General features: G+C 61.9%; 21 protein-coding genes and 1 pseudogene. 16 read left to right on the top strand and 6 right to left on the bottom strand.

Annotated elements, in window-relative coordinates:
• The first annotated feature begins 830 nt into the window (after window positions 1-830).
• Window positions 831-3,386 carry a LuxR C-terminal-related transcriptional regulator gene (locus AC57B8_RS08355; protein WP_496479263.1) on the top strand — a complete coding sequence of 852 codons (2,556 nt, stop codon included), beginning with the start codon at window positions 831-833 and terminating at the stop codon, window positions 3,384-3,386.
• A gap of 37 nt (window positions 3,387-3,423) precedes the next feature.
• On the opposite strand, the gene AC57B8_RS08350 is transcribed toward AC57B8_RS08355, so the two are convergent.
• The 5 genes from AC57B8_RS08350 to phnF form a co-directional block, all read right to left on the bottom strand.
• Window positions 3,424-3,825, bottom strand: a complete 402-nt coding sequence (locus AC57B8_RS08350; protein WP_496479262.1) for a hypothetical protein — start codon at window positions 3,823-3,825, stop codon at window positions 3,424-3,426.
• Between the two features lie 196 nt (window positions 3,826-4,021).
• Window positions 4,022-6,829, bottom strand: a complete 2,808-nt coding sequence (locus tag AC57B8_RS08345) for an ImpA family metalloprotease (protein ID WP_496479476.1) — start codon at window positions 6,827-6,829, stop codon at window positions 4,022-4,024.
• A gap of 534 nt (window positions 6,830-7,363) precedes the next feature.
• A complete protein-coding gene (gene phnN / locus AC57B8_RS08340) occupies window positions 7,364-7,963 on the bottom strand; it encodes a phosphonate metabolism protein/1,5-bisphosphokinase (PRPP-forming) PhnN (protein ID WP_496479261.1) in 600 nt (199 codons plus the stop codon).
• Window positions 7,960-8,694, bottom strand: coding sequence for a DUF1045 domain-containing protein (locus tag AC57B8_RS08335; RefSeq protein ID WP_496479260.1), 735 nt, complete (start codon window positions 8,692-8,694; stop codon window positions 7,960-7,962). The genes phnN and AC57B8_RS08335 overlap by 4 nt, the downstream gene beginning before the upstream one ends.
• Window positions 8,687-9,442, bottom strand: coding sequence for a phosphonate metabolism transcriptional regulator PhnF (gene phnF, locus AC57B8_RS08330; RefSeq protein ID WP_496479259.1), 756 nt, complete (start codon window positions 9,440-9,442; stop codon window positions 8,687-8,689). Before phnF ends, AC57B8_RS08335 begins: the two co-directional genes overlap by 8 nt.
• Window positions 9,443-9,517: 75 nt before the next feature.
• On the opposite strand from phnF, the gene phnG reads away from it, so the two are divergent.
• From phnG to AC57B8_RS08275, 11 genes are all read left to right on the top strand, one after another.
• On the top strand, window positions 9,518-10,039 hold the full coding sequence (gene phnG / locus AC57B8_RS08325) for a phosphonate C-P lyase system protein PhnG (RefSeq protein ID WP_496479258.1): 522 nt from the start codon (window positions 9,518-9,520) through the stop codon (window positions 10,037-10,039).
• Window positions 10,036-10,665: a phosphonate C-P lyase system protein PhnH gene (gene phnH, locus AC57B8_RS08320; RefSeq protein ID WP_496479257.1), complete on the top strand. Its 630-nt coding sequence runs from the start codon at window positions 10,036-10,038 to the stop codon at window positions 10,663-10,665. Before phnG ends, phnH begins: the two co-directional genes overlap by 4 nt.
• A 1-nt stretch (window position 10,666) precedes the next feature.
• Window positions 10,667-11,782 carry a carbon-phosphorus lyase complex subunit gene (locus AC57B8_RS08315; RefSeq protein WP_496479256.1) on the top strand — a complete coding sequence of 372 codons (1,116 nt, stop codon included), beginning with the start codon at window positions 10,667-10,669 and terminating at the stop codon, window positions 11,780-11,782.
• The gene (locus AC57B8_RS08310) at window positions 11,779-12,663 is read left to right on the top strand and encodes an alpha-D-ribose 1-methylphosphonate 5-phosphate C-P-lyase PhnJ (protein WP_496479255.1); all 885 of its coding nucleotides are present in this window, start codon (window positions 11,779-11,781) and stop codon (window positions 12,661-12,663) included. The genes AC57B8_RS08315 and AC57B8_RS08310 overlap by 4 nt, the downstream gene beginning before the upstream one ends.
• Complete coding sequence (phnK, locus tag AC57B8_RS08305) at window positions 12,660-13,448, top strand: phosphonate C-P lyase system protein PhnK (protein WP_496479254.1); 789 nt, start codon at window positions 12,660-12,662, stop codon at window positions 13,446-13,448. The genes AC57B8_RS08310 and phnK overlap by 4 nt, the downstream gene beginning before the upstream one ends.
• The gene (gene phnL / locus AC57B8_RS08300; protein WP_496479253.1) at window positions 13,445-14,158 is read left to right on the top strand and encodes a phosphonate C-P lyase system protein PhnL; all 714 of its coding nucleotides are present in this window, start codon (window positions 13,445-13,447) and stop codon (window positions 14,156-14,158) included. The genes phnK and phnL overlap by 4 nt, the downstream gene beginning before the upstream one ends.
• On the top strand, window positions 14,155-15,309 hold the full coding sequence (locus tag AC57B8_RS08295; protein ID WP_496479252.1) for an alpha-D-ribose 1-methylphosphonate 5-triphosphate diphosphatase: 1,155 nt from the start codon (window positions 14,155-14,157) through the stop codon (window positions 15,307-15,309). The genes phnL and AC57B8_RS08295 overlap by 4 nt, the downstream gene beginning before the upstream one ends.
• Window positions 15,310-15,401: 92 nt before the next feature.
• Entirely contained in the window at window positions 15,402-16,271 is an 870-nt protein-coding gene (gene phnC / locus AC57B8_RS08290; RefSeq protein ID WP_496479251.1) for a phosphonate ABC transporter ATP-binding protein, read from the top strand.
• Between the two features lie 56 nt (window positions 16,272-16,327).
• The gene (gene phnD, locus AC57B8_RS08285; RefSeq protein WP_496479250.1) at window positions 16,328-17,272 is read left to right on the top strand and encodes a phosphonate ABC transporter substrate-binding protein; all 945 of its coding nucleotides are present in this window, start codon (window positions 16,328-16,330) and stop codon (window positions 17,270-17,272) included.
• Window positions 17,273-17,335: 63 nt separating this feature from the next.
• Window positions 17,336-18,121, top strand: coding sequence for a phosphonate ABC transporter, permease protein PhnE (gene phnE / locus AC57B8_RS08280; RefSeq protein ID WP_496479475.1), 786 nt, complete (start codon window positions 17,336-17,338; stop codon window positions 18,119-18,121).
• 16 nt (window positions 18,122-18,137) lie between these two features.
• Window positions 18,138-18,692, top strand: coding sequence for an HD domain-containing protein (locus AC57B8_RS08275; protein WP_496479249.1), 555 nt, complete (start codon window positions 18,138-18,140; stop codon window positions 18,690-18,692).
• 678 nt (window positions 18,693-19,370) lie between these two features.
• Here the strand turns inward: AC57B8_RS08275 and AC57B8_RS08270 are convergent.
• Entirely contained in the window at window positions 19,371-19,592 is a 222-nt protein-coding gene (locus tag AC57B8_RS08270) for an HU family DNA-binding protein (protein WP_496479248.1), read from the bottom strand.
• Between the two features lie 162 nt (window positions 19,593-19,754).
• On the opposite strand from AC57B8_RS08270, the gene AC57B8_RS08265 reads away from it, so the two are divergent.
• The 4 genes and pseudogenes from AC57B8_RS08265 (at window position 19,755) to AC57B8_RS08250 (ending at window position 23,516) form a co-directional block, all read left to right on the top strand.
• On the top strand, window positions 19,755-20,039 hold the full coding sequence (locus AC57B8_RS08265) for a hypothetical protein (protein WP_496479247.1): 285 nt from the start codon (window positions 19,755-19,757) through the stop codon (window positions 20,037-20,039).
• A gap of 383 nt (window positions 20,040-20,422) precedes the next feature.
• Window positions 20,423-20,618, top strand: a pseudogene (locus tag AC57B8_RS08260) (arsenical resistance protein ArsH); the annotation flags it as partial.
• Between the two features lie 52 nt (window positions 20,619-20,670).
• Window positions 20,671-21,831, top strand: coding sequence for an MFS transporter (locus AC57B8_RS08255; protein WP_496479246.1), 1,161 nt, complete (start codon window positions 20,671-20,673; stop codon window positions 21,829-21,831).
• A 785-nt stretch (window positions 21,832-22,616) separates the two neighbouring features.
• Window positions 22,617-23,516, top strand: coding sequence for a response regulator transcription factor (locus AC57B8_RS08250; RefSeq protein ID WP_496479245.1), 900 nt, complete (start codon window positions 22,617-22,619; stop codon window positions 23,514-23,516).
• Window positions 23,517-23,522: the final 6 nt, after the last annotated feature.

Here is a 23,522-nt window from a genome sequence, read left to right as displayed (position 1 = left end):
AGGCTAGGGTTCCAACGCGTTCAAGACGCCGCAGTTCGACCGCATCTGTGACTCTGCTTTGCGCTGCGATCGCCACTACGCCGGATCGCTGCCATGCAAGCCGGCGCGGCACGACATCTTGAGCGGCGCCCTGGACTTCCTCTGGCTGTATTGGCGGATCAATCGAGGTATGAGGGCGCGACCAGGTGTTTACTGCTTGGTGCCGGCGTCGTCGCCCAGTTCGTGTCGTGACCACTTGCTGGCAGGCGTTTGGGAGCGCGAAGCGCTCTTTATCGACCGTATCCACAAGTACGTTCCCGCGCCAGCGCAGGCGAATGCGCCGTTGTCATTGTGGTCAAATCGCTGGTCCACCATGCCACTGCGCAATGTGCCTAGTCGACGTCTTCGCCCCCTGGTCGCCGTGCGTGCATCGACTTCACGCTTGGGAGCGACGTATCGGTCCTTCATCGACCTTTCGTTGATGGCGACATCCAGCCGCTCTGGGCGCGAGACGTGAGGGTCAGCGGAATCACTTGTGGGCACTCGATGAGGATCCTGGCGAGTTGATTGATTTGGCAGGAGCCGGCTTGGAGGCCGTGTATGCTAAAAAGCTGTGAGATGCACTGCTGCCAATCGAGGCCCCGGACGATCTGGTGATCCGCTTGGGCTCTCGACTTGATTCGTTTCATCCAAGCATTAAACGGTGGCCCGTAACGTATTCCGTCAGAGAAATGCCGCATCGATTGATAGAGCCGGAGTTCGTTCTCAAGGCGATTCCTCCGCGATCCGGAAAGCTGATCGTGGGGAGAGCTCGGTTGAGCTTGCATGCCCCTCGCATCCGAGACTGCCAAGTGTTGCTTTTGGAAGCGCCGGCAGGTTTTGGTAAGACTGCACTGTTAGCTCAATGGCGTCGGCAATGGCTGCAACGTGGGGTTTCGGTCGCGTGGCTCGCACTCGACGAGCGCGACGAGGGGATGCGGTTCATCTCGGCGATTCAGTACGCCGTGAGCGCCGCATCGTCGAAGCTTTCGCTGGCTGTCAAGGAGATCGACTCAGCCAAGGATGCTATGGCTGCTGCAACGAGGTGGCTTGCGAATGTGGCCGCAATGGCTGCGCCGCTCGCGTTGATTCTGGATGACATTCATACATTGCAAGATCCCGGTGCACGCAGCCTGCTTGGGTACATCGTCTGCAATGCCCCCGCAAATCTGACACTCGCCCTAGCTTCAAGAACGAAGATCGAATTGCCTGCGGCCAGACGTGCCGGGAATTCCACATGGTGTACTTTGGATGCCCGTGCGCTGAGAATGACGTCGGCAGAGACGACTGAAGTCCTTGCCATGCGCTTTGGCAAAGGCATGAATAAGGACATGGCTGCAAGGCTCCACGAGACCAGCGAAGGCTGGGTACTCGGGTTGCAGTTGATGAGCTCAACCATTGAGCAAGAGGCCGCTGCTGGACACTCCTTGGATCTTGCCCAGCGGGCGGCGCAGGGGGGAGGGCAGTACTTCATGGAGTTTCTGCTCAATCGACTGAGCCACACCGCAGTGGACTTGTTGCTCCGAAATTCATTGGTGGATGCCATTCATCCGGGATTGTGTGTCGAGCTGACCGGTCGGGCTGAGAGTGCCGCCGAACTGGAACAATTGCGCGAGTCGACGCCCGTTCTCGATGCGACGGTCGGCGGCGATTGGATGAAGATGCATCCACTTGCCCGCGAAGTTCTGCGTGTTCGGGCCCTGGAGATACTCGCCCCTGATGAACTTCAACTCATTCACGAGCGAGCGGCCGACTGGTTGGCTCGGCGCGGGCTGGATGAACAAGCTGCGCACCATGCTCTGGCGGCGGGTCAAGTGGATCGCGCCTACGAGTTGGCGGAGCGCTGCCTGTACTCTCTGGCGCTAGACGGACATGTTGGCAGGGCAAGAGCGCAGCTGGATCGCATTCCTCTTGAAGTGCTGTTGTCGAGACCCAGGCTGGCGCTCGCAGGTGCATTCGTCAGGGCGTTCGGCGAGCCCGATGCCCAGGCAGGAAAATTGATCGCGGCGGTGCGCGCCGAAGTCGACCTGCCGGCAGAGATCAAGCGGGAAGCGGTAGCTGTCGAGATCATTTTGGCATTCGTTCAGGAAAGCTATGACCGGGCGGCTGAGTTGGTCGCAGAGTTGGAGGAGGCCTATCCCACCGGTTCTGCCGACTTGGATCAGCGCATCCTGAACCAGGGGAGCCTCATTCTCCTGCTCACAGGACAGCCTCATCTGGCTCGACACCGCTGTACCAGAGGTGCTCCCGCGCATGTCACGGAGGAACTGAGCCCGGGACGAATCGCCTGTGTTCATCTTGTCGGTCGGAGCTACTTATGGGAGGGGAAAGCGACGCTGGCAGCGGATGTGCTCGGCCCTGCATCCGACGATGTGCGCAGGAAGCTGGGTCGGCGAAACAGGTATTCCATCATGCTGGATACCACGTTGGCTGCCGCTTTGTGGGATCTCGATCAACCCGACGCCGCCGCCGCACTGCTGGCCGATCGCTTGGACGTTATTGCGGCCGAAGGTCTGCCGTTTCTGGTTTCTAGAGGGCTCATTACCGCGTCGCGTATCGCGGCGTGGGAGGGCCATGAGGCCAGGCGCCTGGATCTGCTCGACTACCTGTGTACCCTTGCAGAGACGCGGAACTCACCCTGGATGATGTTGGAGGCGCTTTCAGAGTTGATCGCCGTGCATTCGCGTGCCGGGCGTGCCCATTCCAGCACGCGTTTGTTGCAACGCGCCAGCGCCGCCCATGCGGACGCATTGCGGCTGAACTCCAAGACATTGGCGCCGCTGCTGGATCTCCGGCTGTGCATTTCTCAGGTTTACACCTGTATTGCGAACAGGGAGTTTCGCGAGGCGCTGCGGTATCTTGAGCGCGCAGTGCCACGAGCGAGCGAACTGCGCCGTGGGCAAGACTACATCGAGTGTAGGCTGTTGCAGGTACTGTCGATGCATCGACTCGGCGAGGATACGGGAGAGCTCTTGCGGGAGTCGATCAATCTGGCAGGAGTGCTCGGCCTCAAGCGGATCATGGTTGACACGCATCCTGAGCTTGCTGGTCTGGTGTCCGATGTGTCGCACGATGTAGCGCATCTGGTTTCAAATGGCCGCATCCCAGTTACGCAGCGCAGTTCTGCGTCCGTTGCGCGCTGGGAGGACATGGTGGCACCGACCGAATTACTAACGCCCAAGGAACGTGAGGTCTTGGGGCTGTTGTCACAGGGTTTGCAGAACAAAGAGATTGCAGCTGCCAGCGCCGTGGGTCAGGAGACGGTCAAGTGGCACATCAAAAATCTTTTTGCGAAGCTGGGGGCGTCAAGTCGCCGGCATGCCGTCGCTCGGGCCCGCATGCTCGGCATTCTTGCCGTCGAAGACTGAGTCTGGAACGATTCGCGTTATGGCGACGTGCAGGTCGTTAGAGGTCGCCCAGAGATTGGAGTCGTTGGAGCTCGCCTCGCGCGAGTACTTGATGCGTGTGAGAGCCACAAATCTCCAAAAATTGGGAGTACCTGGTCGCCGCCTTCCCAAAGTTTCTCTCGGCTTCAAAGGTTTGAGCTTCTAGCACTGCGACCTTGAATAGGTCGTCGTATGAGGACGAGAGTTTTCTTGCTTCTGCGCTCGAGTGGCTTAGCTCGGGAGTGGATGAGCGCAGAGATTCGACAACTTCAAGAATTTCTACCATGGCGCAAGCAAGTCGAGTTCTATGTTGCTCTTCGGGAAACAGTTTTTTTGCATCTATTCGCGCAATGGCGCGGTCGATCAGCTGCAGCGAAACACGCAAGCTACTGCAGACATAAAAAATGGATTCGGACTGCATTTCTTACTCCCTTTCGAAGTTCTCGATTGGCTGTGATCATCTATGCTCAATCGTCCCAGACAACGGCCGAGCCATGGAGAACGGTTCCCACGCTAAGGCCCGAGATTCACGCAAGTACTTGGTCTCCTTCTTCCTCGATTGCATTCGTAGAGCTGGTGACCCACGACATCACCCGTGGGCCGCCAACCTCTGCTCATTACGGGTATGCCGGGGTCTGGCCCTGCAATGACAACCACTCACCCGTCGCGAGTTGATTGGCCTTTCCTGCGCCCAACGCGTAAAACTGTTGCGCAGCGAGTGGGAGATTGAGGGCGGCCACCGAATTGAGCGCTGTCTGCGACAGGGGAATGCCGTACATGAAGAAGACGTCGCGCAAGTTCTGGCCGATGATCTTCGAGCTCAGCACATACAGCAATTCGTGGTTAGGAATGCTGTTGTTGGTGTAGCTGCTCATTCCGTAGTTACCCGCCGTGTTAGTGCTCCATTTCTTGGCAACTAGGCGCCCTCCTTTGGACAGGAGGGTCAGAAACTCGATGGTGCTGGCAGCCGTCGGTTGGGCGGCCTCGGGATGCCGGGCCTGGGTGTAGAGATACGCCAGCTGGAAGTACATAGCGAGCATCGGCCTTTGTTCCGGACCGCCCCACAGTCGAGCCTGCATGTCTGCGCGCTGCAATTCACCGCTCAGGCTACCAGCTCGATTGTCCTGAATCATCTTGTACAAGGCGGCGTGGTCGGTATTCGCGCCGCTCGCATCCTCGCCGAGGACGGCATAGCGGCGCAGCATGTGAGCGCTCGACAGCGTATTGTTGTCGCACTCGATGTCGCAACCTTTGCCGTCGATCACAACGTGCATCCACGGCTGTACGGTGTTGTGACCCAGTTCATGGGGCCAGCCCCACCCAATGTCCATCGACCAATTGCCGTTGTCGATCGGCTGACCGGAGCAGCCGCCACCACAAGCCGCAAGCCAACTCACGAAGTGCTGAACACCCGGGGCGTTGTGTACAACGTCATCGCAAGCCCAGCCGAAGGTGGTGCACAGCGTCGACACTGTGCTTGGCATCGCCATGTCGTTGTAGCCGTTTGACATGTGGTTGGTATCCATCAGGATGCCAACGATGCGCTTGGTGACGAGGTCCTGAGGTGTCCGCAGCGTGCCTGCTGGCATACCGTATTTGAAACTTTCGAGCGCGCTGGCGATGGTCTGCTGAAGTTCGCCGCCGCGGAACTTGAAAGTGGCCCACCCATAATCCCGGCGCTGCAGCGCTGCCATCGCCGCATCCAGATCGGCCTGCGCAGGTGTACCCTGGCTGAAGTCGAAGTGTGCATACTTGACAACGCCCCTGATGCGCAGCTTGACCTTCTGCCCGGCGGCGGCGCCGCTGTAGCTTAGAAACAGAGGCCCCCCGAAAGGCGTGACGAAGTCGTTGACAGCATCGCGTTGCAGCGGCACGGTCCAGGAGGGCGCTTGGCGCGGACGACTGTAGTTGTCTTCCTTTAATGGGTTACCGGAGGTCCGGATGTAGCCCGTTTGCAGGCCGAGATTGACGCCAGCAGGTGCATCGGCGATTTCCAGAGCTACCGCCCTGGCAGGGATGGCGCCTCGGCCGATTGCCGTCTTGCCGCTACCTTGAGGGAGCGTGAACTCGATGGTCTCGTAGTCGGTGCTCGCGGCAAGCTTCTGGGCAACAGCTGGCATGTAGTCGCCTTGGCCCCCGGGGTTGGTCGTGGTCGTTTTGCGGCTGAATGCTTCCCAGGAATCAGATGCATAGGCGCGCAGGAAGTTGGCGGCATCGCCTGTACGGCTAATCTTGCCGTAGCCAACCTCAGGACGCCACTCGTCGGCCCACAGCACCAGCAGACGCTGCAATTCGGTATTCTCCGCCTTGAACACCTTCTGACCCGCCGTTTCATTGTTCGACAGGTCCTTGCGGACCAAATTGATGGCGTCGATGGGGACGCTATCAATCGTGAAGTCTTGGGTGTACTTGTCTTTCGCAAGCAATTGGAGCGCTTGCACCAGCTTGCCGAGCTGGTCTGCGCGCGCCAGGGCGTCAGCGGCGGTGCGGTTTGCACTCACTGTGTAGGTTGGCTCACTGGCAAAGAAATTGCCGGGCTCACCATTGACATTCATGCCCATGCCGGCCAGCAACTGCGTGCCGCCTGCGGAGTACCACCAGCCACCGTGCATGTAGATCACGGATTTGCCGGCTTTCAGGTAAGTCCGCACCAACTCGTCCAGGCCAGCATTGTTGGGAACGTTGGCGCCAAACACGAGCAGATCGGCGTCATCCCAGCAGGTGTTGGTAGGCGAAGCGATGTCGCAACTGATTTCTTGAACCTGCTTTTCGAGGCGGTTCGTCACAAAACTCTTGACCACGCTCGAGTTGTAGCCCGACTGGCTGAATCTGATGATCGCAGGCAGATTGCCTTGGGCTTGGCCAGTCATCAACCAGGTGAAGGCGCGGGTGAACAGCGGCAGGTGCTGTTGTTCTCGCGAAGTTCCAGCCATCCAGGAGAGCACGTCCGCGCCATACGCCAGACCCCGACCACTACCCAGTTCTGTGATGGCAGCAATTCCCGAGCCGTCGTCCGAAACGATGAAGGGGGTCGCTTGGGTTATGCCGGCGGGTGTCAGCGCGCTGCTGCTGCTGTTGTTGACACTGAGGGCAAGATTTGGGGCTTTGCCCTTTGTGTTGTAGATGTCAGCGAGTATTTGCTGTGGACGGGGGCGCAACTCTATGGCCTTGCGGGTGGCGCGCTCCAACAGCGTGCTCCGATCCTCGGGCAGCAGCCCACTGGGATCTCCACTTTCAAGTGCGAGATCGATGCGACTTACAGGGGGAAAGGATGAGGGGACAGTGGTGCCCGGCGAAGCGCCTGGAGGAGTCCCGGAAACCGGAAAATCAACCCCGACTGGGGCACCAGGAGAGCCTCCACCTCCACCTCCACCTCCACCTCCACCTCCACAGGCAGAGAGGATCAAGAGGGCGACCAAGATCATGAGCTTGCGCGCATGCGTCATAGAGATTTTTTCCTCCATCGATTTGGATGCTTTCTTGTATAAATGCTCACGTCGAGCATGTGCGGTAGTGCCAAGAGCGGCCTACGCGGACATGACTAAGGATTCGGGCAATCACACGGCGTGACGTCGGCAGGTGCACATCGGCAGCCGCCTTTGCTTGCGCTGGAGGGTATGGCGCGGATGTGTTACACGCGCCCCCCATGATTGGGGGGTCTGGGCCTGAACGATGCCATCGTCCGCATATGGAATCTCAGGCCGTAGGCGGCGTGATTGCCGGGTGCACCCGCTGCCGCATGCAGGTCCCGCCCAAGCCTCGTTGGCACATTCGCGTGGTAGCCGAATCCAGGTGTGTGTATCGCCAAGACTCGCGTAGTTGCTGATCTACGGATCGAGCAGGCCATGGCAACATGCTGGAACCCTGCGGCTCTGTGGCCCATGTGAAGCGAGCCAGAAACGCCGGGGCTGCTTCTGCTTGTTATCGGATCTCTTGCAACCTGGCTCGTTGGAGCAGCATCATTTACCACTCCCATGGAGAGCCAAACCAGGCCGTAAATACGGCCCGATGGCCGGTTGCAGCGCCTCGGCCAACTGCGCGCCGGTTCTGGCGAGTGGCTGCTGGTCGTTGTGAATTTCGATGAAGGCCAAGCCCGTCGGCATGCGAAAAGCGAGCGCCCGCTGCACGCGGGCTTCTACTATTTCGGCCGACTCCCGCCCCCTTGCCATAAGGCGTTTCCGCAAGGTTTCAACGCCGGCCGTGACATGCACCACCGTCATGTCCGGAAAACGGCGCGCCGCTTCAGGCAGGTAGGCGCGCGATCCGTTGACGATCACCACAGCGCCATCGCGCCGAGGCGGCAGTTCCGTATGGCGCACGCCGTAGCAAAGGCCGTTGGCTTCCCAGTCGAGCCCGAAGGCGTCAGCCGCTCGCAGATGCAAGAAGTCGTGCATGTCGACGCTATCGTGCTGCTCGCCGTCTTTCGTGGCAGCGCGCGTGATGGTGCGGCGTGCAAAAGCGACCGGTGCGTCGGGTCTCAGCTGTTCCTTCAGCCACTCGAGCAAGCTGTCCTTGCCGGCGCCCGAGGGGCCAGCGACGTACACGAGCCGCCCGGTCATCGGCCCAGCTCCATCTGCTCAAGGCACATGAAGTCAGCGCCGGGCGTGGGTTCCGCGAAGAGGCTGATGGCCTCGAAGCGCAAAGGCGGCGATGCCAGCAGCGGCGCGAAATGCTGCTGTGCCGCCACGCGCAGGACATCGACCATGGCGGGCTCGGTGTCGCGCAGTGAGCCTGTCAGTGACATGTGAAAGCGGAAATGCCCCAGCACGAACGGATAACCCCATCGCACCAGCAACGCGTCTTCCTCGGGCGTGAGGCCGGCCGCGCGGCGGCGCTGAAGCTCGGCGGGCGAAAGCGGTTCGGAAAAAGCATGCAGGCCCGTCACGCAGGCACCGGCCACTGCATTCAGCGCTGGGCTCGGCTGCGCCGGCACCAGCGCCAGGAAATCATCGAGCAGCGCGACTTCAAGTGCGGGCATGGTGAACGGCTCCCAAACCTGGCAGAGCGTTTGCAACCCATCGCGCAGGGTCGCTTCCTCGATGTGTGGCCATGGCGTGAAGGGCGCCGCGAGCGTGGCGTGCCAGCCGTAGCGCCTCGGTGCTGCCGTGACCTTGCGCTGTAGATCGACCGGCAGCCCGTCGAAGACCAGCTGCGGCCTCGCTTCGCCGCTGGCCGCGCAGCGACCGAGCCAGCTGGTGCCGGCCTCCCACCAGGCACTTTCGAGGGGGGGGGCGAAGTAGGCGGCGTAGCGATGTGCTCTGCGCAAGATATACGTATCGCGCTCAGTCATCGTGCTTCACCGTCAGCGTCGTTCGGTCGCCGGCGAACCAGGCACGGGCGTATTCGATGGGCGTATTTGCGGTGTCCACGTTCACGCTTTCGACGAACAGCACAGGCCGGCCCACGGACTGGCGCAGGTGTGCTGCCACCGAGGCCTCGGGCATCTGCGCGGTGATGCGGCTATCGCGCCGCGTGTAGTCGTCTACGCCGTGGGCCGCAAATCCGGCCGTGATGGAGCCCGTCTCGCGCACCACGGCTTCGAGCCTGGCAAAGCGCGGCAAAGGAAAAAAGCGCTCGCTGAAGTGCATCGGCTGGCCTTCCGCTTCGCCGATCACGTTCAGGCACAGCAGCGTGCTGCGCGCCGCCACGTCCAGCGCGCGGGCTTGCGCGGCAGTGGCGCGCACGGTGCTGGAGGCGACCACGTGCAGCGCACCACGCAACCCCGCCTGTGCGAGGCGCTGATGGTGCCGCGGGCGCTTGCCTAGCGCGATGTCGACCGCGAACTCTTCGACATAGGTGCCGCTACCTTGCGTCGCACGCAGCAGGCCTTGGCTGATGAGGTCGGCCAGCGAGCGTCGAATCGTGTGGCGATTGACGCCGAACTGCGCTGCCAGCGCGTGTTCAGAGGGCAGGCGCTGCCCCGGCGGATAGACGCCGCGCGCGATGGCGTCGGCGAGATCGGCGGCGATGCGGGTCCAGAAGCTGTCGCGCGCCGGGCGTGCCGGAAGCGATGCGGAAGAGCTCGTTGTGGTTGTCATGAAGTCGTCTTGTGCGCTCTCTAAGCTCGCGCTGGTTGTTCAATTTGTCTATACAACTTTCAGAATATCACTTTCATGTTTCATGCTTTTGACACGGAACCGGCCGGGCGTCCGCTCGACCGTGCGCAGTGGATGGCGACGCTGGCACGAGCGCCGCTCGACCTGCTAGAGCCGGCACTGGGCGCCCATGCGCAATGCACGCCGCACTGGCTGCGCCCGCCCGAAACGGGGCTCGTGATGGTGCAGGGACGCGCCGGCGGAACCGGCCAACGGTTCAACGTGGGCGAGGTTACGGTGACGCGCTGCGCGCTGCGCCTCGGGGGAACAGACGATAGAGGCGACACGGCTTCGGCGGTCGGCGTTGCCTACGTGCTGGGCCGCTCGCACCGCCATGCGCAACTGGCCGCCTTGGCCGATGCGCTGCTGCAAGATCCCGAGCGGCAGGAGCTGCTGAACACGCAACTGCTGGTGCCGGTGCGCCATCACCTCGCCCTGCAACGTGCACGGCGCCACGCCCGCGCGCAAAGCAGCAAGGTCGAATTTTTCACGGTCGCGCGCGAAGCCGGCGTGGCCGACGAAGAAGAGGGGAACGAATGAGCGCGCACGATCTTTCCAAACTCGGCGCGGGCTTCTCCGATGCGGCGCTGGGCAGCCAGTCAGTGTTTCGCGCAGCACTGCAGTCGCTGTCGCATCCTGGTCGTGTGATCGCACTGGCGCACGATGCGCAAGCGCCATCGCGCGGCCATGCCGCATCTGCCGCACTGCTGCTGGCGCTACTCGATCCCGACTGCACTCTTTGGCTCTCGCCCTCGCTGGCTAACAGCGATGCAGCCGCGTGGCTGCGCTTTCACACTGGTTGCGTGTTGGTTGACGCGCCGGACCAGGCGCAGTTCGCATGGGTTGCACAGGGCGACGAATGCCCGCCGCTCGAGCACTTTGCCCATGGCAGTGATGCCTATCCCGACCAGTCCGCCACCTGTGTGCTCGACGTGGCCGCGCTGATCGAAGGTGGCGCAGCCGGCTGGGCGCTACGCGGCCCCGGCATCAAGGACTGCACACGGATCGAGGTCGCCGGCCTCCCGCGCTCCGGCGCCTCGGCCTTCATTGCGCAGTGGGCCGCCAATCATGCCGGGTTCCCGCGCGGCATCGACCTCTTCCTGGCCGCGCCTCAGCAGATCGTTGGCTTGCCGCGCACCACGCGCATCGAAGAATTGGGGACCTGAGATGTACGTTGCCGTCAAGGGCGGTGAAGCCGCCATCCTCAGCAGCTACGAGCTGCTGGCCGAACAACGACGCGGCGACGCGGGCATGCCCGAGCTGTCGGTGTCGCAGATCCGCGGGCAGCTCAAGCTCGCGGTTGATCGCGTGATGACTGAGGGTTCGGTCTACGATCCCGAACTGGCTGCGCTGGCCATCAAGCAGGCAGCAGGTGACTTGGTCGAGGCCATCTTCCTACTGCGCGCCTACCGCGCCACGCTGCCGAGACTGGGAACCAGCGTGGCGCTGGACACCGCGCGCATGCAGCTTGATCGACGCATTTCCGCCACATTCAAGGATCTGCCGGGCGGGCAGGTGCTGGGCGCGACCTACGACTACACACAGCGCCTGCTCGACTTCACGTTGTTGGCCAATGCAGAATCCTCGAAAGACGGTACGCGCTCCGGAACCAACGCCTCCGTCGCACCCACCGTTACGCCACGCGTGGTGGACTTGCTGAACCACGAAAGTCTGATTGAAACCCACGAGGTGCCCGCCGGCGACCCAGCACCGGTGGACCTCACGCGAACGCCGCTGCGCTTTCCGGCCGACCGGGCCACGCGCCTGCAGAACCTGGCGCGCGGCGACGAGGGCTTTCTGCTCGCGATGGCCTATTCGACGCAGCGCGGCTATTCACACAGCCACCCCTTCGTCGGCGAGATCCGTGTGGGCAGCGTCGAGCTGGAGCTGGCCCCCGAAGAGCTGCCCTTCACCATTTCCGTTGGCGACATGGAGCTCACCGAATGCGAAATGGTGAACCAGTTCGCCGGCAGCAAAACCGAGCCGCCGCAGTTCACGCGCGGCTACGGCCTGGCCTTCGGGCACAGCGAACGCAAGGCCATGGCTATGAGCCTGGTCGACCGCGCGCTGCGCGCGGAAGAACTCGGCGAAGCCATCGAGGCACCCGCGCAGATGCAGGAATTCGTGCTCTCGCACAGCGACAGCCTCGAAGCCTCGGGCTTTGTGCAGCACCTGAAGCTGCCGCACTACGTCGACTTCCAGGCCGAACTCGAACTCGTGCGAAAGATGCGCACGTCCCAAAAGGCAGGCGCGGGGAAGCAAGCCACGGGAGAACAGCCATGACCACCACAACTGCCATCAGCTACAACTTCGCCTACCTCGACGAGCGCACCAAGCGCATGATCCGCCGCGCCATCCTGAAGGCGGTGGCCATCCCGGGCTACCAGGTGCCTTTCGGCTCACGGGAGATGCCGCTGCCCTACGGCTGGGGTACCGGCGGCATACAGGTCACGGCCGCGGTCATCGGCCCGAAAGACGTGCTCAAGGTCATCGACCAGGGCTCGGACGACACCGTCAACGCAGTCAACATCCGCCGCTTCTTTCAGCGCACCACAGGTGTGGAGACGACCACGCGCACGACCGAGGCCACGCTGATCCAGACGCGCCATCGCATTCCTGAAGCGCCGCTAGCCGAAGGCCAGGTGCTGGTGTACCAGGTGCCGGTGCCGGAACCGATGCAGCGATTGGAACCGCGCGAAACCACCACGCGCGTGTTGCACGCGCTGGCCGAGTACGGCCTGATGCACGTGAAGCTGTACGAGGACATCGCACGCTACGGCCATATAGCCACCACGTATGACTACCCAGTACTGGTCAATGGCCGCTACGTGATGTCGCCGTCGCCTATTCCGAAGTTCGACAACCCGAAGCTGGACATGAACCCCGCGCTGCAGCTCTTCGGCGCCGGCCGCGAAAAGCGCATTTATGCGCTGCCGCCTTATACGCCGGTCGAGAGCCTGAGCTTCGACGACCACCCGTTCGAGGTGCAGCGTTGGGACGAGCCCTGCGCACTGTGCGGGGCAACCGACAGCTTTCTCGACGAAATCATCACCGACGACCGAGGCTCGCGCATGCACGTGTGCTCGGACTCTGACTACTGCCAGTCGCGCCAGCAGGCGCCGGCCGGGCAGGCCGTCGCTTCCGAAGAACAGGCCATTGCATGAACGCCGCACTCTCCCATCCTCCCTTGCTGCGCGTGCGCGGCATCGGCAAGCGCTACGGCGACCGCGTGGCGCTGCACGACGCATCATTCGATCTTTGGCCCGGCGAAGTACTGGCCGTGGTCGGCGAGTCCGGCTCCGGCAAGTCGACGCTGCTCAACGCCATCGCCGCGCGCGACAAGCCAGATGCCGGCAGCGTCGAGTTCCAAGTGCGCGGCGGCGGGCTGCAAGACATCTTCTCGATGACAGAGGCCCAACGGCGGCTGCTGGCGCGTACCGACTGGGGCTTCGTGCATCAGAACCCGGCCGACGGCCTGCGCATGGACGTGTCGGCCGGCGCCAACGTCGGCGAACGGCTCATGGGCCTGGGCGAGCGCCACTATGGCCGCCTGCGCGCCACAGCCGCCGAATGGCTGCAGCGCGTGGAGATCGATCCACAGCGCATCGACGACGCACCCCGCACCTTCTCGGGCGGCATGCGGCAGCGCTTACAGATCGCGCGCAACCTGGTGACGCAGCCACGACTGATGTTCATGGACGAACCGACCTCGGGGCTCGACGTGTCGGTGCAGGCGCGCCTGCTCGACCTGTTGCGCCAGCTCACGCGGCAGATGCAGCTGGCCGCCATCGTCGTTACGCACGACCTGGCTGTGGCGCGGCTCTTGGCGCACCGCATGGTCGTAATGCAGCAAGGCCGCGTGGTCGAGTCCGGCCTCACCGATCAGGTCCTGGACGACCCGCAGCACGCCTACACCCAACTGCTCGTTTCATCGGTACTGACCCCATGACGCTTCCATTGCTTCACATCCAGGGCGTGGCCAAGCGCTTCACACTTCACCACCAGAACCAGCTGGAGCTGTCAGTGTTCGACCAGGTCGACCTGAGCGTGTCGGCCGGTGAATGCGTCGTGCTCGACGGCGCCTCCGGTCTAGGCAAGAGCACGCTGCTTAAGCTCATCTATGCCAACTACCGCGCGAGTGAGGGCCGCATCACGGTGCAGTCGCAAAACGGCCCGGTCGACGTGACGCAGGTCGCGCCGCGCGAGCTGGTAAGCCTGCGTCGCGACACCATCGGCTATGTCAGTCAGTTCCTGCGCGTGATTCCGCGGGTGCCGGCGCTCGACGTGGTGGCCGAGCCGCTGGCCGAGGATGCTGGTGGCAACCCCGGGGGCATCGAGGCTGCACGCGAAGAGGCACGCCGCTGGCTCGCGCGCCTGCGCATTCCCGAGCGCTTGTGGCACCTGCCGCCTGCCACCTTCTCGGGCGGCGAGCAGCAGCGCATCAACATCGCCCGCAACATGATCAAGCCCAAGCCACTGCTGTTGCTCGACGAGCCCACGGCGTCGCTGGACGCGGCCAACACCGACACAGTCATCGCACTGATTCGCGAGGCCACGGCGCGTGGCGCCGCCACCGTCGGCATCTTCCATGACGCGGACGTTGGTGCCGCGGTGGCCACGCGCCGCGTCAACGTCGGCGAGTTCAGGAGCCAGCCATGAGCGCGCGCGTTGTGTTCTCGAACGCACGCATGGTGCTAGCGGACGAGGTGGTGTCGGGTTCGTTGTCAGTCGCCGGTGGCCGCATCGACGCGATCGACAGCGGGCCGAGTGCCGAAGGAACCGTCGATCTCGACGGCGACTACCTGCTGCCGGGTTTGGTGGAAATTCACACCGACAACTTCGAGCGGCACCTGATGCCCCGCCCGAAGGTGCACTGGAGTCCTTTGTCCGCGCTGCTGGCACACGACGCCGAACTGGCTGCGGCCGGCATCACCACTGTGTTCGACGCGCTCGGCGTGGGCGAGGCCGACACCGAAAGCCTGCGCGGCAGCACATGGGGCGAGGCGTTGTCAACGCTCGACGCCTGCACTGCACAGGATCTGCTGCGCGTCGACCATCACCTGCACGTGCGCTGCGAGTTGCCTGCACCCAACACCATTGAGCTCTTCGAGCCTTTTCGCAAGCACCCGCGGTTGTCGCTGATCTCTCTGATGGACCACACGCCGGGTCAGCGTCAATGGGAGAACATCGAGCTGGCGCGCGTCTACTACACCGGCAAGAAAGGCTGGAGCGACAGCAAGTTCGACTTGACTGTGGCTCGGTCCGGCAGATTGCAGACCGAGTATGCGCAGCCGCACCGGCGTCACTTCGTCGACTACTGCCGCGCGCACGGCGTCGCGCTTGCGAGCCACGACGACACCACGGCGGCGCATGTCGAGCAGGCCCACGCCGAGGGCGCGAGCATGTCTGAGTTTCCAACAACGATGGAAGCGGCACGCGCGGCGCGCGAACTCGGCCTTGCCAATGTGATGGGCGGCCCGAACGTGATGCGCGGCGGATCGCACTCGGGCAATGTGGCAGCGGCCGAACTGGCGCGCGGCGGCCTGCTCGACATCATCTCGTCCGACTACGTGCCCAGCAGCTTGCTGGGCGCCGCGATGCGGCTGGTGGACGATGAACTCGCGACGCTGCCGCAAGCCGTGGGCATGGTGACCTGCACACCGGCACGCGCTACCGGGCAACATGACCGCGGCGCGCTCGCGCCGGGCCTTCGCGCAGACTTGGTGCAGGTGCGTATGTGCACATTTCCCGATGGCAAGCGGCATGCACTGGTGCGCGGCGTGTGGCGCGAAGGCCGCCGTGTGATCTGAATCCGCATGACATGCGACCGTCGCTGAAATGTCGCTGCTGCGTCATACGAGGTGGCGAAACTTCATTTGTCTAGACGACTTTGAGGCCAGCCGTGAACACCATCCTGCACATCCGACAACTCAACAAGCACTTCGCCAACGGCAAGCATGCGTTGCGCGACATCAACCTCGACGTGGCGCGCGGGGATATGGTGGCCCTCCTCGGAGCATCTGGTTCTGGCAAGTCGACGCTGCTGCGGCACATCGCAGGGCTGGTGGCGGCCGATGGGTCCACGCAGTCGTTGGTCGAGATCGATGGACGCTGTGTGCAACAGGGCGGCCGCATTCACCGTGACATTCGCAAGGTGCGCTCGCAGGTCGGTTTTGTGTTCCAGCAGTTCAACCTCGTCGCGCGGCTGCCAGTGCTGGTGAACGTGCTCGTGGGTTCGCTGCACCGCATGCCCCGGTGGCGCAGCTGGATGCGCATGTTCACCGCGCAGGAGCGCGCGCTGGCCCTCGATGCGCTGGCGCGCGTCGGCATTGCCGACTGTCACGCGCAGCGAGCCTCTACCTTGTCGGGCGGACAGCAGCAGCGCGCCGCCATTGCACGCACGCTGGTGCAGGGCGCCAAGGTGGTTCTGGCTGACGAACCGATCGCCTCGCTGGATCCGGAGTCTTCGCGCAATGTCATGGAGATCCTGACGCGCATCAACCGCGAAGACGGCTGCACCGTGGTCGTTTCGCTACATCAGGTCGAAATCGCGATGAAGTACTGCCCACGCGTGGTGGCGTTGAACCAGGGCCGGGTGGTGTTCGACGGGCCTTCGTCGGCACTTACGCCCGCGCTGTTGCATGAACTGTATGGCGTGCAGGCCGAAGAACTCTTGCGACCCGCGGAGCCGGCCTCTGAAGGCGCCAGCGTGCATGTGTTGACACCACCCGCCGTCGTTCCCTGGCCAGAACGCCAGGCGAAGGCGGCCTGAACCTCGCGCGCCTACCGCCGCATCTGCTCTTTCCTTTTCCCCTTTTGAAGTCAACCATGATCAAGAAACTTTGTGCAGCCGTGGCCCTCGGGCTCGGTATGGTCGGCGCGTTCGCGCAGGATATCAATCTCGGCATCATCTCGACAGAGGCGTCGCAGAACCTTAAGAGTGACTGGCAGCCGTTGATCGACGACATGAGCCGCCAGACTGGTCTGAAGGTTTCGGCATTCTTCGCATCCGACTACGCCGGCGTCATTGAGGCCATGCGATTCAACAAGGTGCAGCTTGCTTGGTTTGGCAACAAGTCGGCCATGGAAGCCGTGGATCGTGCGAGCGGCGAAGTGTTCGCGCAAATGGTCAGCGCTGATGGTGTTCAGGGCTACTACTCGCACCTGATCGTCCATCGAGAGAGTCCGCTCAACACCCTTGAAGACGTACTGAAGAACGCCAAGAACTTGAGCTTCGGCAACGGCGACCCAAACTCGACTTCTGGCTACCTCGTGCCGGGCTTCTATGTTTTTGCGCAGAACAAGATCGACGCCAAGACAGCATTCAAGATCACTCGCGCTGCCAATCACGAGACCAATGCGTTGGCGGTAGCCAACAAACAGGTGGACGTAGCAACCAACAACAGCGAGAACCTCGTGAAAGTCAAAGAGCGATTTCCCGAGAAGTTCAAGGACATCAAGATTGTCTGGACCTCTCCACTGATTCCGTTGGACCCGCTGGTCATGCGCAAGGACTTGCCGGAAGCCACCAAGACCAAGCTGAAGACCTTCTTCATCAACTATGCCAAGACCGATGCGCGAGAGAAAGAGATCGTGATGAAGATCTACAAGCTCTCAGGCTTCAAGGCTTCGAGCGACAAGCAACTGATACCGATCCGTCAGCTTGATCTTTTCGGCCAGCGCAACAAGATCGAAGCCGACACTATCTTGAGCGACGCTGATAAGAAGGCGCGCCTGGCCGAGATCGAGAAGAAATTGGCAGCGCTGAACTGAGCGTGAGCGCCTCCCAGCACACGACCGAATGACCGACAGCACGCCATGTTCTCAACGAATCCAATGACCCGTGCACCGCTTCCGGCGGCGCTTCCCAAGCGAAACCTTGCGTGGCAACTTTCCTGGGCCGTGTTTCTGGTTCTGCTGCTCGCCTCGTGGAAAGGCGCCGACATGCGACCGCTCGCCCTGATCCAGGACAGCGGCAACATGGCGACCTATGCTGCCGAGTTCTTCCCGCCAAATTTCGCACACTGGCGCATGTATCTGCAGGAAATGGTGGTCACGCTGCAGATTGCGCTGTGGGGCACGGCGCTGGCGGTCGTTACCGCTGTGCCACTGGCGCTGTTGGCCTCGGCCAACATCGTGCCGTGGTGGATCTACCAACCGATGCGCCGACTGATGGACAGCTGCCGCGCCATCAACGAGATGGTATTCGCGATGCTGTTCGTAGTGGCCGTGGGTCTGGGGCCGTTTGCTGGCGTGCTGGCGCTCTGGGTGCACACGACCGGCGTATTGGCCAAGCTTTTCGCGGAGGCCGTGGAGGCCATCGATCCGCAGCCGGTGGAAGGCATCCGCTCCACCGGCGCAAGCGCGCTGCACGAGATCGTGTACGGCGTGTTGCCGCAAGTGATGCCGCTGTGGATTTCGTATGCGTTGTACCGTTTCGAATCGAACGTGCGCTCGGCCTCGGTGGTCGGCATGGTGGGTGCGGGTGGAATCGGCGTGGTGCTGTGGGAGATCATCCGGGGCTTCCAATACGCCGAAACTTGCGCGGTGATGATCATCATTGTGGTGAGCGTAAGCGTCATCGATCTGGTGTCGGCTCGTATCCGGAAAGTACTGATCTAAGCGGAGTTACCGATTGATGGCACTGAATCTTGACGACATCGAACAACTACTGGCCGTTCGTGGCCAGCAGCAATACGGCCGCGAAGCCGTGAGCCAACTGGACCACGCGTTGCAGTGCGCGGCGCTGGCGGAAGAGGCGGGGGAGAGCACACCGACCGTGGTGGCGGCTTTGCTGCATGACCTCGGTCACCTGCTCGCTCCTGGGAGCGCAGAGGCGGATTCCGCCGCGCCAACAGCGCATGACGATCTGCACCAGTACATAGCACTGCCTTTCCTTCGTGGGGTGTTTCCGTCCGCGGTGCTGGAGCCGATCCGCCAGCACGTGGAAGCCAAGCGCTGCTTGTGCACGCTCGACGCTGGGTATTGGGACGCCTTATCACCAGCGTCGAAGCACAGTCTGGTACTGCAAGGCGGGCGTCACACGCAGGAAGAAGTGGAAGTGTTCATGCACGCGCAGTTCGCCGAGGAATCGCTTCGCGTGCGACGTTACGACGATCTGGCCAAGGTGAAGGGCAGGGCGACGCCGCCGCTGGCGCACTATCTGCAGAAGATGGCGCAGGTCGCGCTTTAGCGGACGCGAAAGCGGCGCAGCCTCTGGGCAAGTTTTACTTCCGGTCCCACACGTCGATGCGAGGCCTTAGCTCCGGCGTTCCAACAAGTTCGGGCAGTTTGAAGATTTCGTCGACAAGTGCGCCAACGTTGACGCGTATCACATGCCTCGCGATGCGAGGTTGCCAGTGTCGGTCGGCATGTCGGTATGGTCGAGGTCTGCCGTGCGCCTCGGGCAAGAGCGTGCGCAGCGCGGCCTTGGCGTAGCGCAGGCCGATTTTCCGTGGCGCCACAACGTAGCCGATGTGTCCGAGGCAGTAGGCGGGCAGAGCGTTGGTGTCAGGCTCCCAGCGGAACTAGCTTCTGTCGCAGAACGCGCCGTCCCACATCCAGCGCCGGTAACCCGGCAGTCATGGCCTGGCGGCGCCGCCAGGCTGCGTGACGGGCGGGCCCTCTGGTTCGCGGCCGACGAGATTGGCGCCGAAAGCGCACGGGATCGATGCGGATTTTCCGCAACTCTTCCCAGACAGCTTGGGGTCGGAGGCCGGGTTCTTCGCGGTCTTCTTGCGCAATGCCATTTTGTTGCAATCTGCCTCGTTTCAGCCTTCAGCGGTTGGCTCCACCGGAGGTGACCCAACCTGCAGCATTGACAGCGTCTTTCAAAGCTCGCCCGGCCGTGAGCTTTGGCGCTTTGCTCGACTCAATCGTCACTATCTTCGCCAGTCGGCGGGTTGCGGCCAGTGCGCTCCGCATAGCTCGCAACGTCGGAAATCCCGAGCCCAATCAGTTGCACCGACTCTTCGCGTGCCAGTGCGCGCGACAAGTTTTCAAGGGCTGAATCGCGTGCGCGGCCGGGATCGACGGTGCGGAGGTTCGTGTCTGCGGCAACGAATGGCGCATAAGCCTCAAGTCTGCAAAGCACATACCCTCAGCAATCGGCCGGTGCTAGACTGCGGCGCAGAAAGGAGTGCCTTGGTACTCCTTGCCTGACAAGCAAGAATATCTACCTGCATGGCACTGAGTAGGCCGGCACTGCGTTTCTAGGCCGTGACAGCTGCCATTTTCTGTTCTTTGAAGCAATTGCATGAACGCAATCAAAGAAGCCCGCCGGGTCGTCGCGGCCGGCCCCGGCAGCGAAGAGTCCCGGACTCTGGCCCGTTTAGCCTTGGCGCTGGAATCCGAATTCGATTTTCCTCTCGCGGGTCTCTATGCGCTGAACCCTGAGACTTTCTCCCTTGCGATGAAAATCCTGAAGGAATGGCGACTCGACCATTACTACACGCGAAGAGGAAAGCTGCTGGACGTGTCCCATCAGGTCAATGTCATCGCATCGCATCGCATCGCATCGCATCGCATCGCATCGCACTGAAGTATGTTCATAGTGGAGCATGTAGTGATCTCGACAAGCCAGTTCCGTGTAGTCGTAGAAGAGGTCAGCCCAGGCGCGTTCGCATGGGCGCTGTTGGAGCGCAAGGATTCGGATGTTATCGACAGCCGCATTGCTCAATCCCTGACGTCTTTTCCGGAGTTTGACCTCGCCTTGGAAGAGGGGTTTGCGGCTCTGAAGGCGCTGCCTCCGAGTCCTTGCGCTACCTAAGTCCGCGCCGGATGGGCGCTCGCCAACGGTTGGGCTGCATTCTTGAAGGGGCACCGCATCTCTGCTTGCATCAGACCCAAGCCCAGTTCGCCGTGACTGCCGTGGTTGCCGCTATCAGCCTGTTTGGTTTCCACTCGAGCGAAGCGCGGGCCACCGCAGTGAACCAATTGCGCGTTCTCGGCTGTTGGATGCGTATGCTCACCACTCCCAACCAGTCATCGCTGGCAAAGGCTTTTCCTTGCGTTCGATGAGAATGGTGGCATGAAGCCCTTACCCTACAACGACCGCTATAGCGAACGCCGCGAGAGTGCAGAGGCCCTATCGAAGCGTGTCCACTTGCGCAGTTTCTGAGCAAAGCGAACTCGAGGTGCAAAGCAGAACCACGACGACGGTGATACTAGGTATGGCTCAGACCCTGGCGTGGGCCTCGTCATACTACCTCCCTGCGGTTCTGGCAGGTGCTATCGGCAAGAACATCGGCATTAGCACGTCTATGGTTTTCGGTGCCTTCTCGGTGGCGCTACTCGTCGCCGCTGGCGTCGGCCCCTTCGCCGGCCGGCTCATCGACCGCCGAGGCGGGCGCCCGGTACTCGTTCTCAGCAACCTAGTGTTTGCGGCCGGCTTGGCCGCACTGAGCCAAGCCGCGCATGCCAGCCACGTATTCGCCGCCTGGGCATTGATGGGCTTGGCCATGGGCAGCGGACTCTACGAGGCCGCGTTCGCCACTGTGGTACGACTGCACGGCCAAGATGCGCGACGCGCGATCACCGGCATCACGCTGTTCGCGGGTTTTGCGAGCACTGTGGGATGGCCGCTGTCCGCCTATCTGGAAAGCACTGTGGGCTGGCGTGGCGCGTGCCTTTCCTGGGCGGCCATGCATCTGATGATCGGTTTGCCGCTCAACATGTTACTGCCACGAACTTCTCATATGGCCCTGGCGTCGAAGCCTGCTACTTCCGAACAGGAGTCAGGCACGAGGCTCTCGCTGGCACAACAGCGCCGAGCCTCCATCCTGATGGCCTTCGTCTTCGCCGTGACTTGGTTCATCAGCACTGCGATGGCGGCGCACCTGCCCGAACTGCTGCTGTCAAGCGGCGCGACGTTGGCGGCTGCCGTGGGCATTGCAGCGTTGGTCGGCCCGGCACAGGTGGCAGGCCGGTTGATCGAGTTCACTTTTCTCAAGCGTGCGCATCCGCTGTTGTCGGCCAGGTTGGCTGGGCTCGCTCATCCGCTGGGCGCGCTCTGCCTTGGCCTGTTCGGTACGTCGGCCGCCGTGGCCTTCGCTGTGCTGCACGGCTTGGGCAACGGTATCTTGACCATCGCCATCGGAACGCTTCCCTTGCTGATCTTCGGCACGAAGGGCTACGGACAGCGCCAAGGACTCCTCATGGTGCCGGCACGTGTCGTGCAAGCTGGCGCTCCATTTCTGTTCGGCACTGCCGTGGAACGGTGGGGAGATGGTTCGTTATGGTTCTCCTCCATGCTTGGTCTGTCCGCGTGCCTTGCATTGGTCGTTATGACTGCCGATATGAGGAAGGCGCCACTTGTTGCTGCGGCGCCTTGACATCAGAACTCTGCCCCACGACGTGATCCTCATCGTCGGAGGTGGCTGACAAGCGCTTCAGCGTCAATGGCACCCTCATCCGAGCGTATGCCAACCACTGCAGCCTCGCGTCCAAGGACAACGCCCATGGCGACATCCTCAGCAACAACACATACCCCGCGCACCGATGCCGATGCGCGGCTGCACTGCACGCTTACCTCAATGACGCCTTGCAGCGCCGGCCCGCGTACGCACACGACAGACCACATCGACGATCTCCCGCGGCACCACTAGCGAGCATTGGGTTGATCTCACCGCAAGATCGGCTGACGTCTTCCTGTAGCCGCCAGATGGGGGCAGTACGGCACCTAGAGTCGGCGTCCGGAGAGCTGTAGCAACGGTGATCTCGCTCGAAGATGTTGGTCCGGGTCCGCTGCGCACTAGCACTAGGGGCGTCAACCATCCGACGGAAATGAATGCGTCGACGCGTCTCTGCCCGGCCCCTGGGCTCGACACCTTTGCAGTGGAGATGTGAGGCCGCACGGCGTTCAAAACAGGCGAGCCACCTGAACTGCTTCGAATTCTCTAGATGGTATCGAACCTCGGCGGGGATTCACCCCGACCGAATTTCCTCTTGCTTCCACTCGCGCAGGGGGCGGACGCGCGAAGGGCCTGGCCGATTCGATCGGCAGAGGGAGCCTCCCGTCCTACGCCCTTCGTTCGACCCACCCTCTATGGGGGGGGAGGCAATCAACCGAAAAACGTCTAATGAAGTTGGAGAAGGGAGTAAAAAAAGGGGGGCACGAATGAGTGTTTCGATGATACGGGCGGAGTTGATTCAGGCGTCGACATTGGGATTGGAAATGCGTTCACAGACGAGGGTCTCGTTGGACAACAGATTCGATTCCGAAACAACGATCAAGTCAATAGAAAACCCAAAAGAGCAGCTCTTCGAGATCATCAAAAAGAATGAGGTCGCAGAGTCGAAGTTGGTTGCCGTTCTCGAAAAAAGTTCGGCGAACCGGGAATGCACTAACGAGCTATTGAGATCTCTCGGGTATACGCCGTTCGGCTTTGAGTTGAGCGAAGACCTGATCACTCTGCTTCGCAGAGGGACGCGTTTCGACCTGTTGCTGGCAAGTTTTGATGGCGATGGAAGCCAGGTTGCAGACGATGTGCGAGCTCTGAAGCTCGCTGCCGGGTCCACCGTTCCATTGTTGCTGATGGTGCGAGAGGCTCATCTTCACATTGTCGCCGTCAGTGCATATACGGCGAACGTAGACTTCATTCTGGCGCCGTGTAACCCCTTGGAGCTTGAGGCGCGCTTTGCGGCGCTTCAGCGTTCCGTATCTTCCGACGAACTGGACGAGGGATTCCGCTGCGGCAACTATTACTTCAACCCGAGAGGCCGTAAGGTCGATCTATTCGGGAAAGAGGTCAAGCTTCAGCCAAGGGAGTTCGATCTTGCGTGCCGTTTTTTCCGGAATCCAGGCTATATCCATGCCCGAAAAGCGCTGTTCCGCTCCGTATGGGGGGGCGACCGTTCCGACGATGAGACCCGGACGCTCGACGTCCATGTGGCAAGGCTAAGAAAAAAGCTCGATCTTGGCCCACACAGCGAATGTGAGTTGCTTGCTATATACAGCGTGGGCTACCAACTAAAGATCCATCCTCCGGGGAATGATGAAAGCGCGAATGAGAAGTGACGTTCC

It is taken from the genome of Variovorax sp. BGA-UO-ETr-C22 (assembly GCF_059567965.1).
This window is presented reverse-complemented; position numbering and strand designations above follow the sequence as displayed.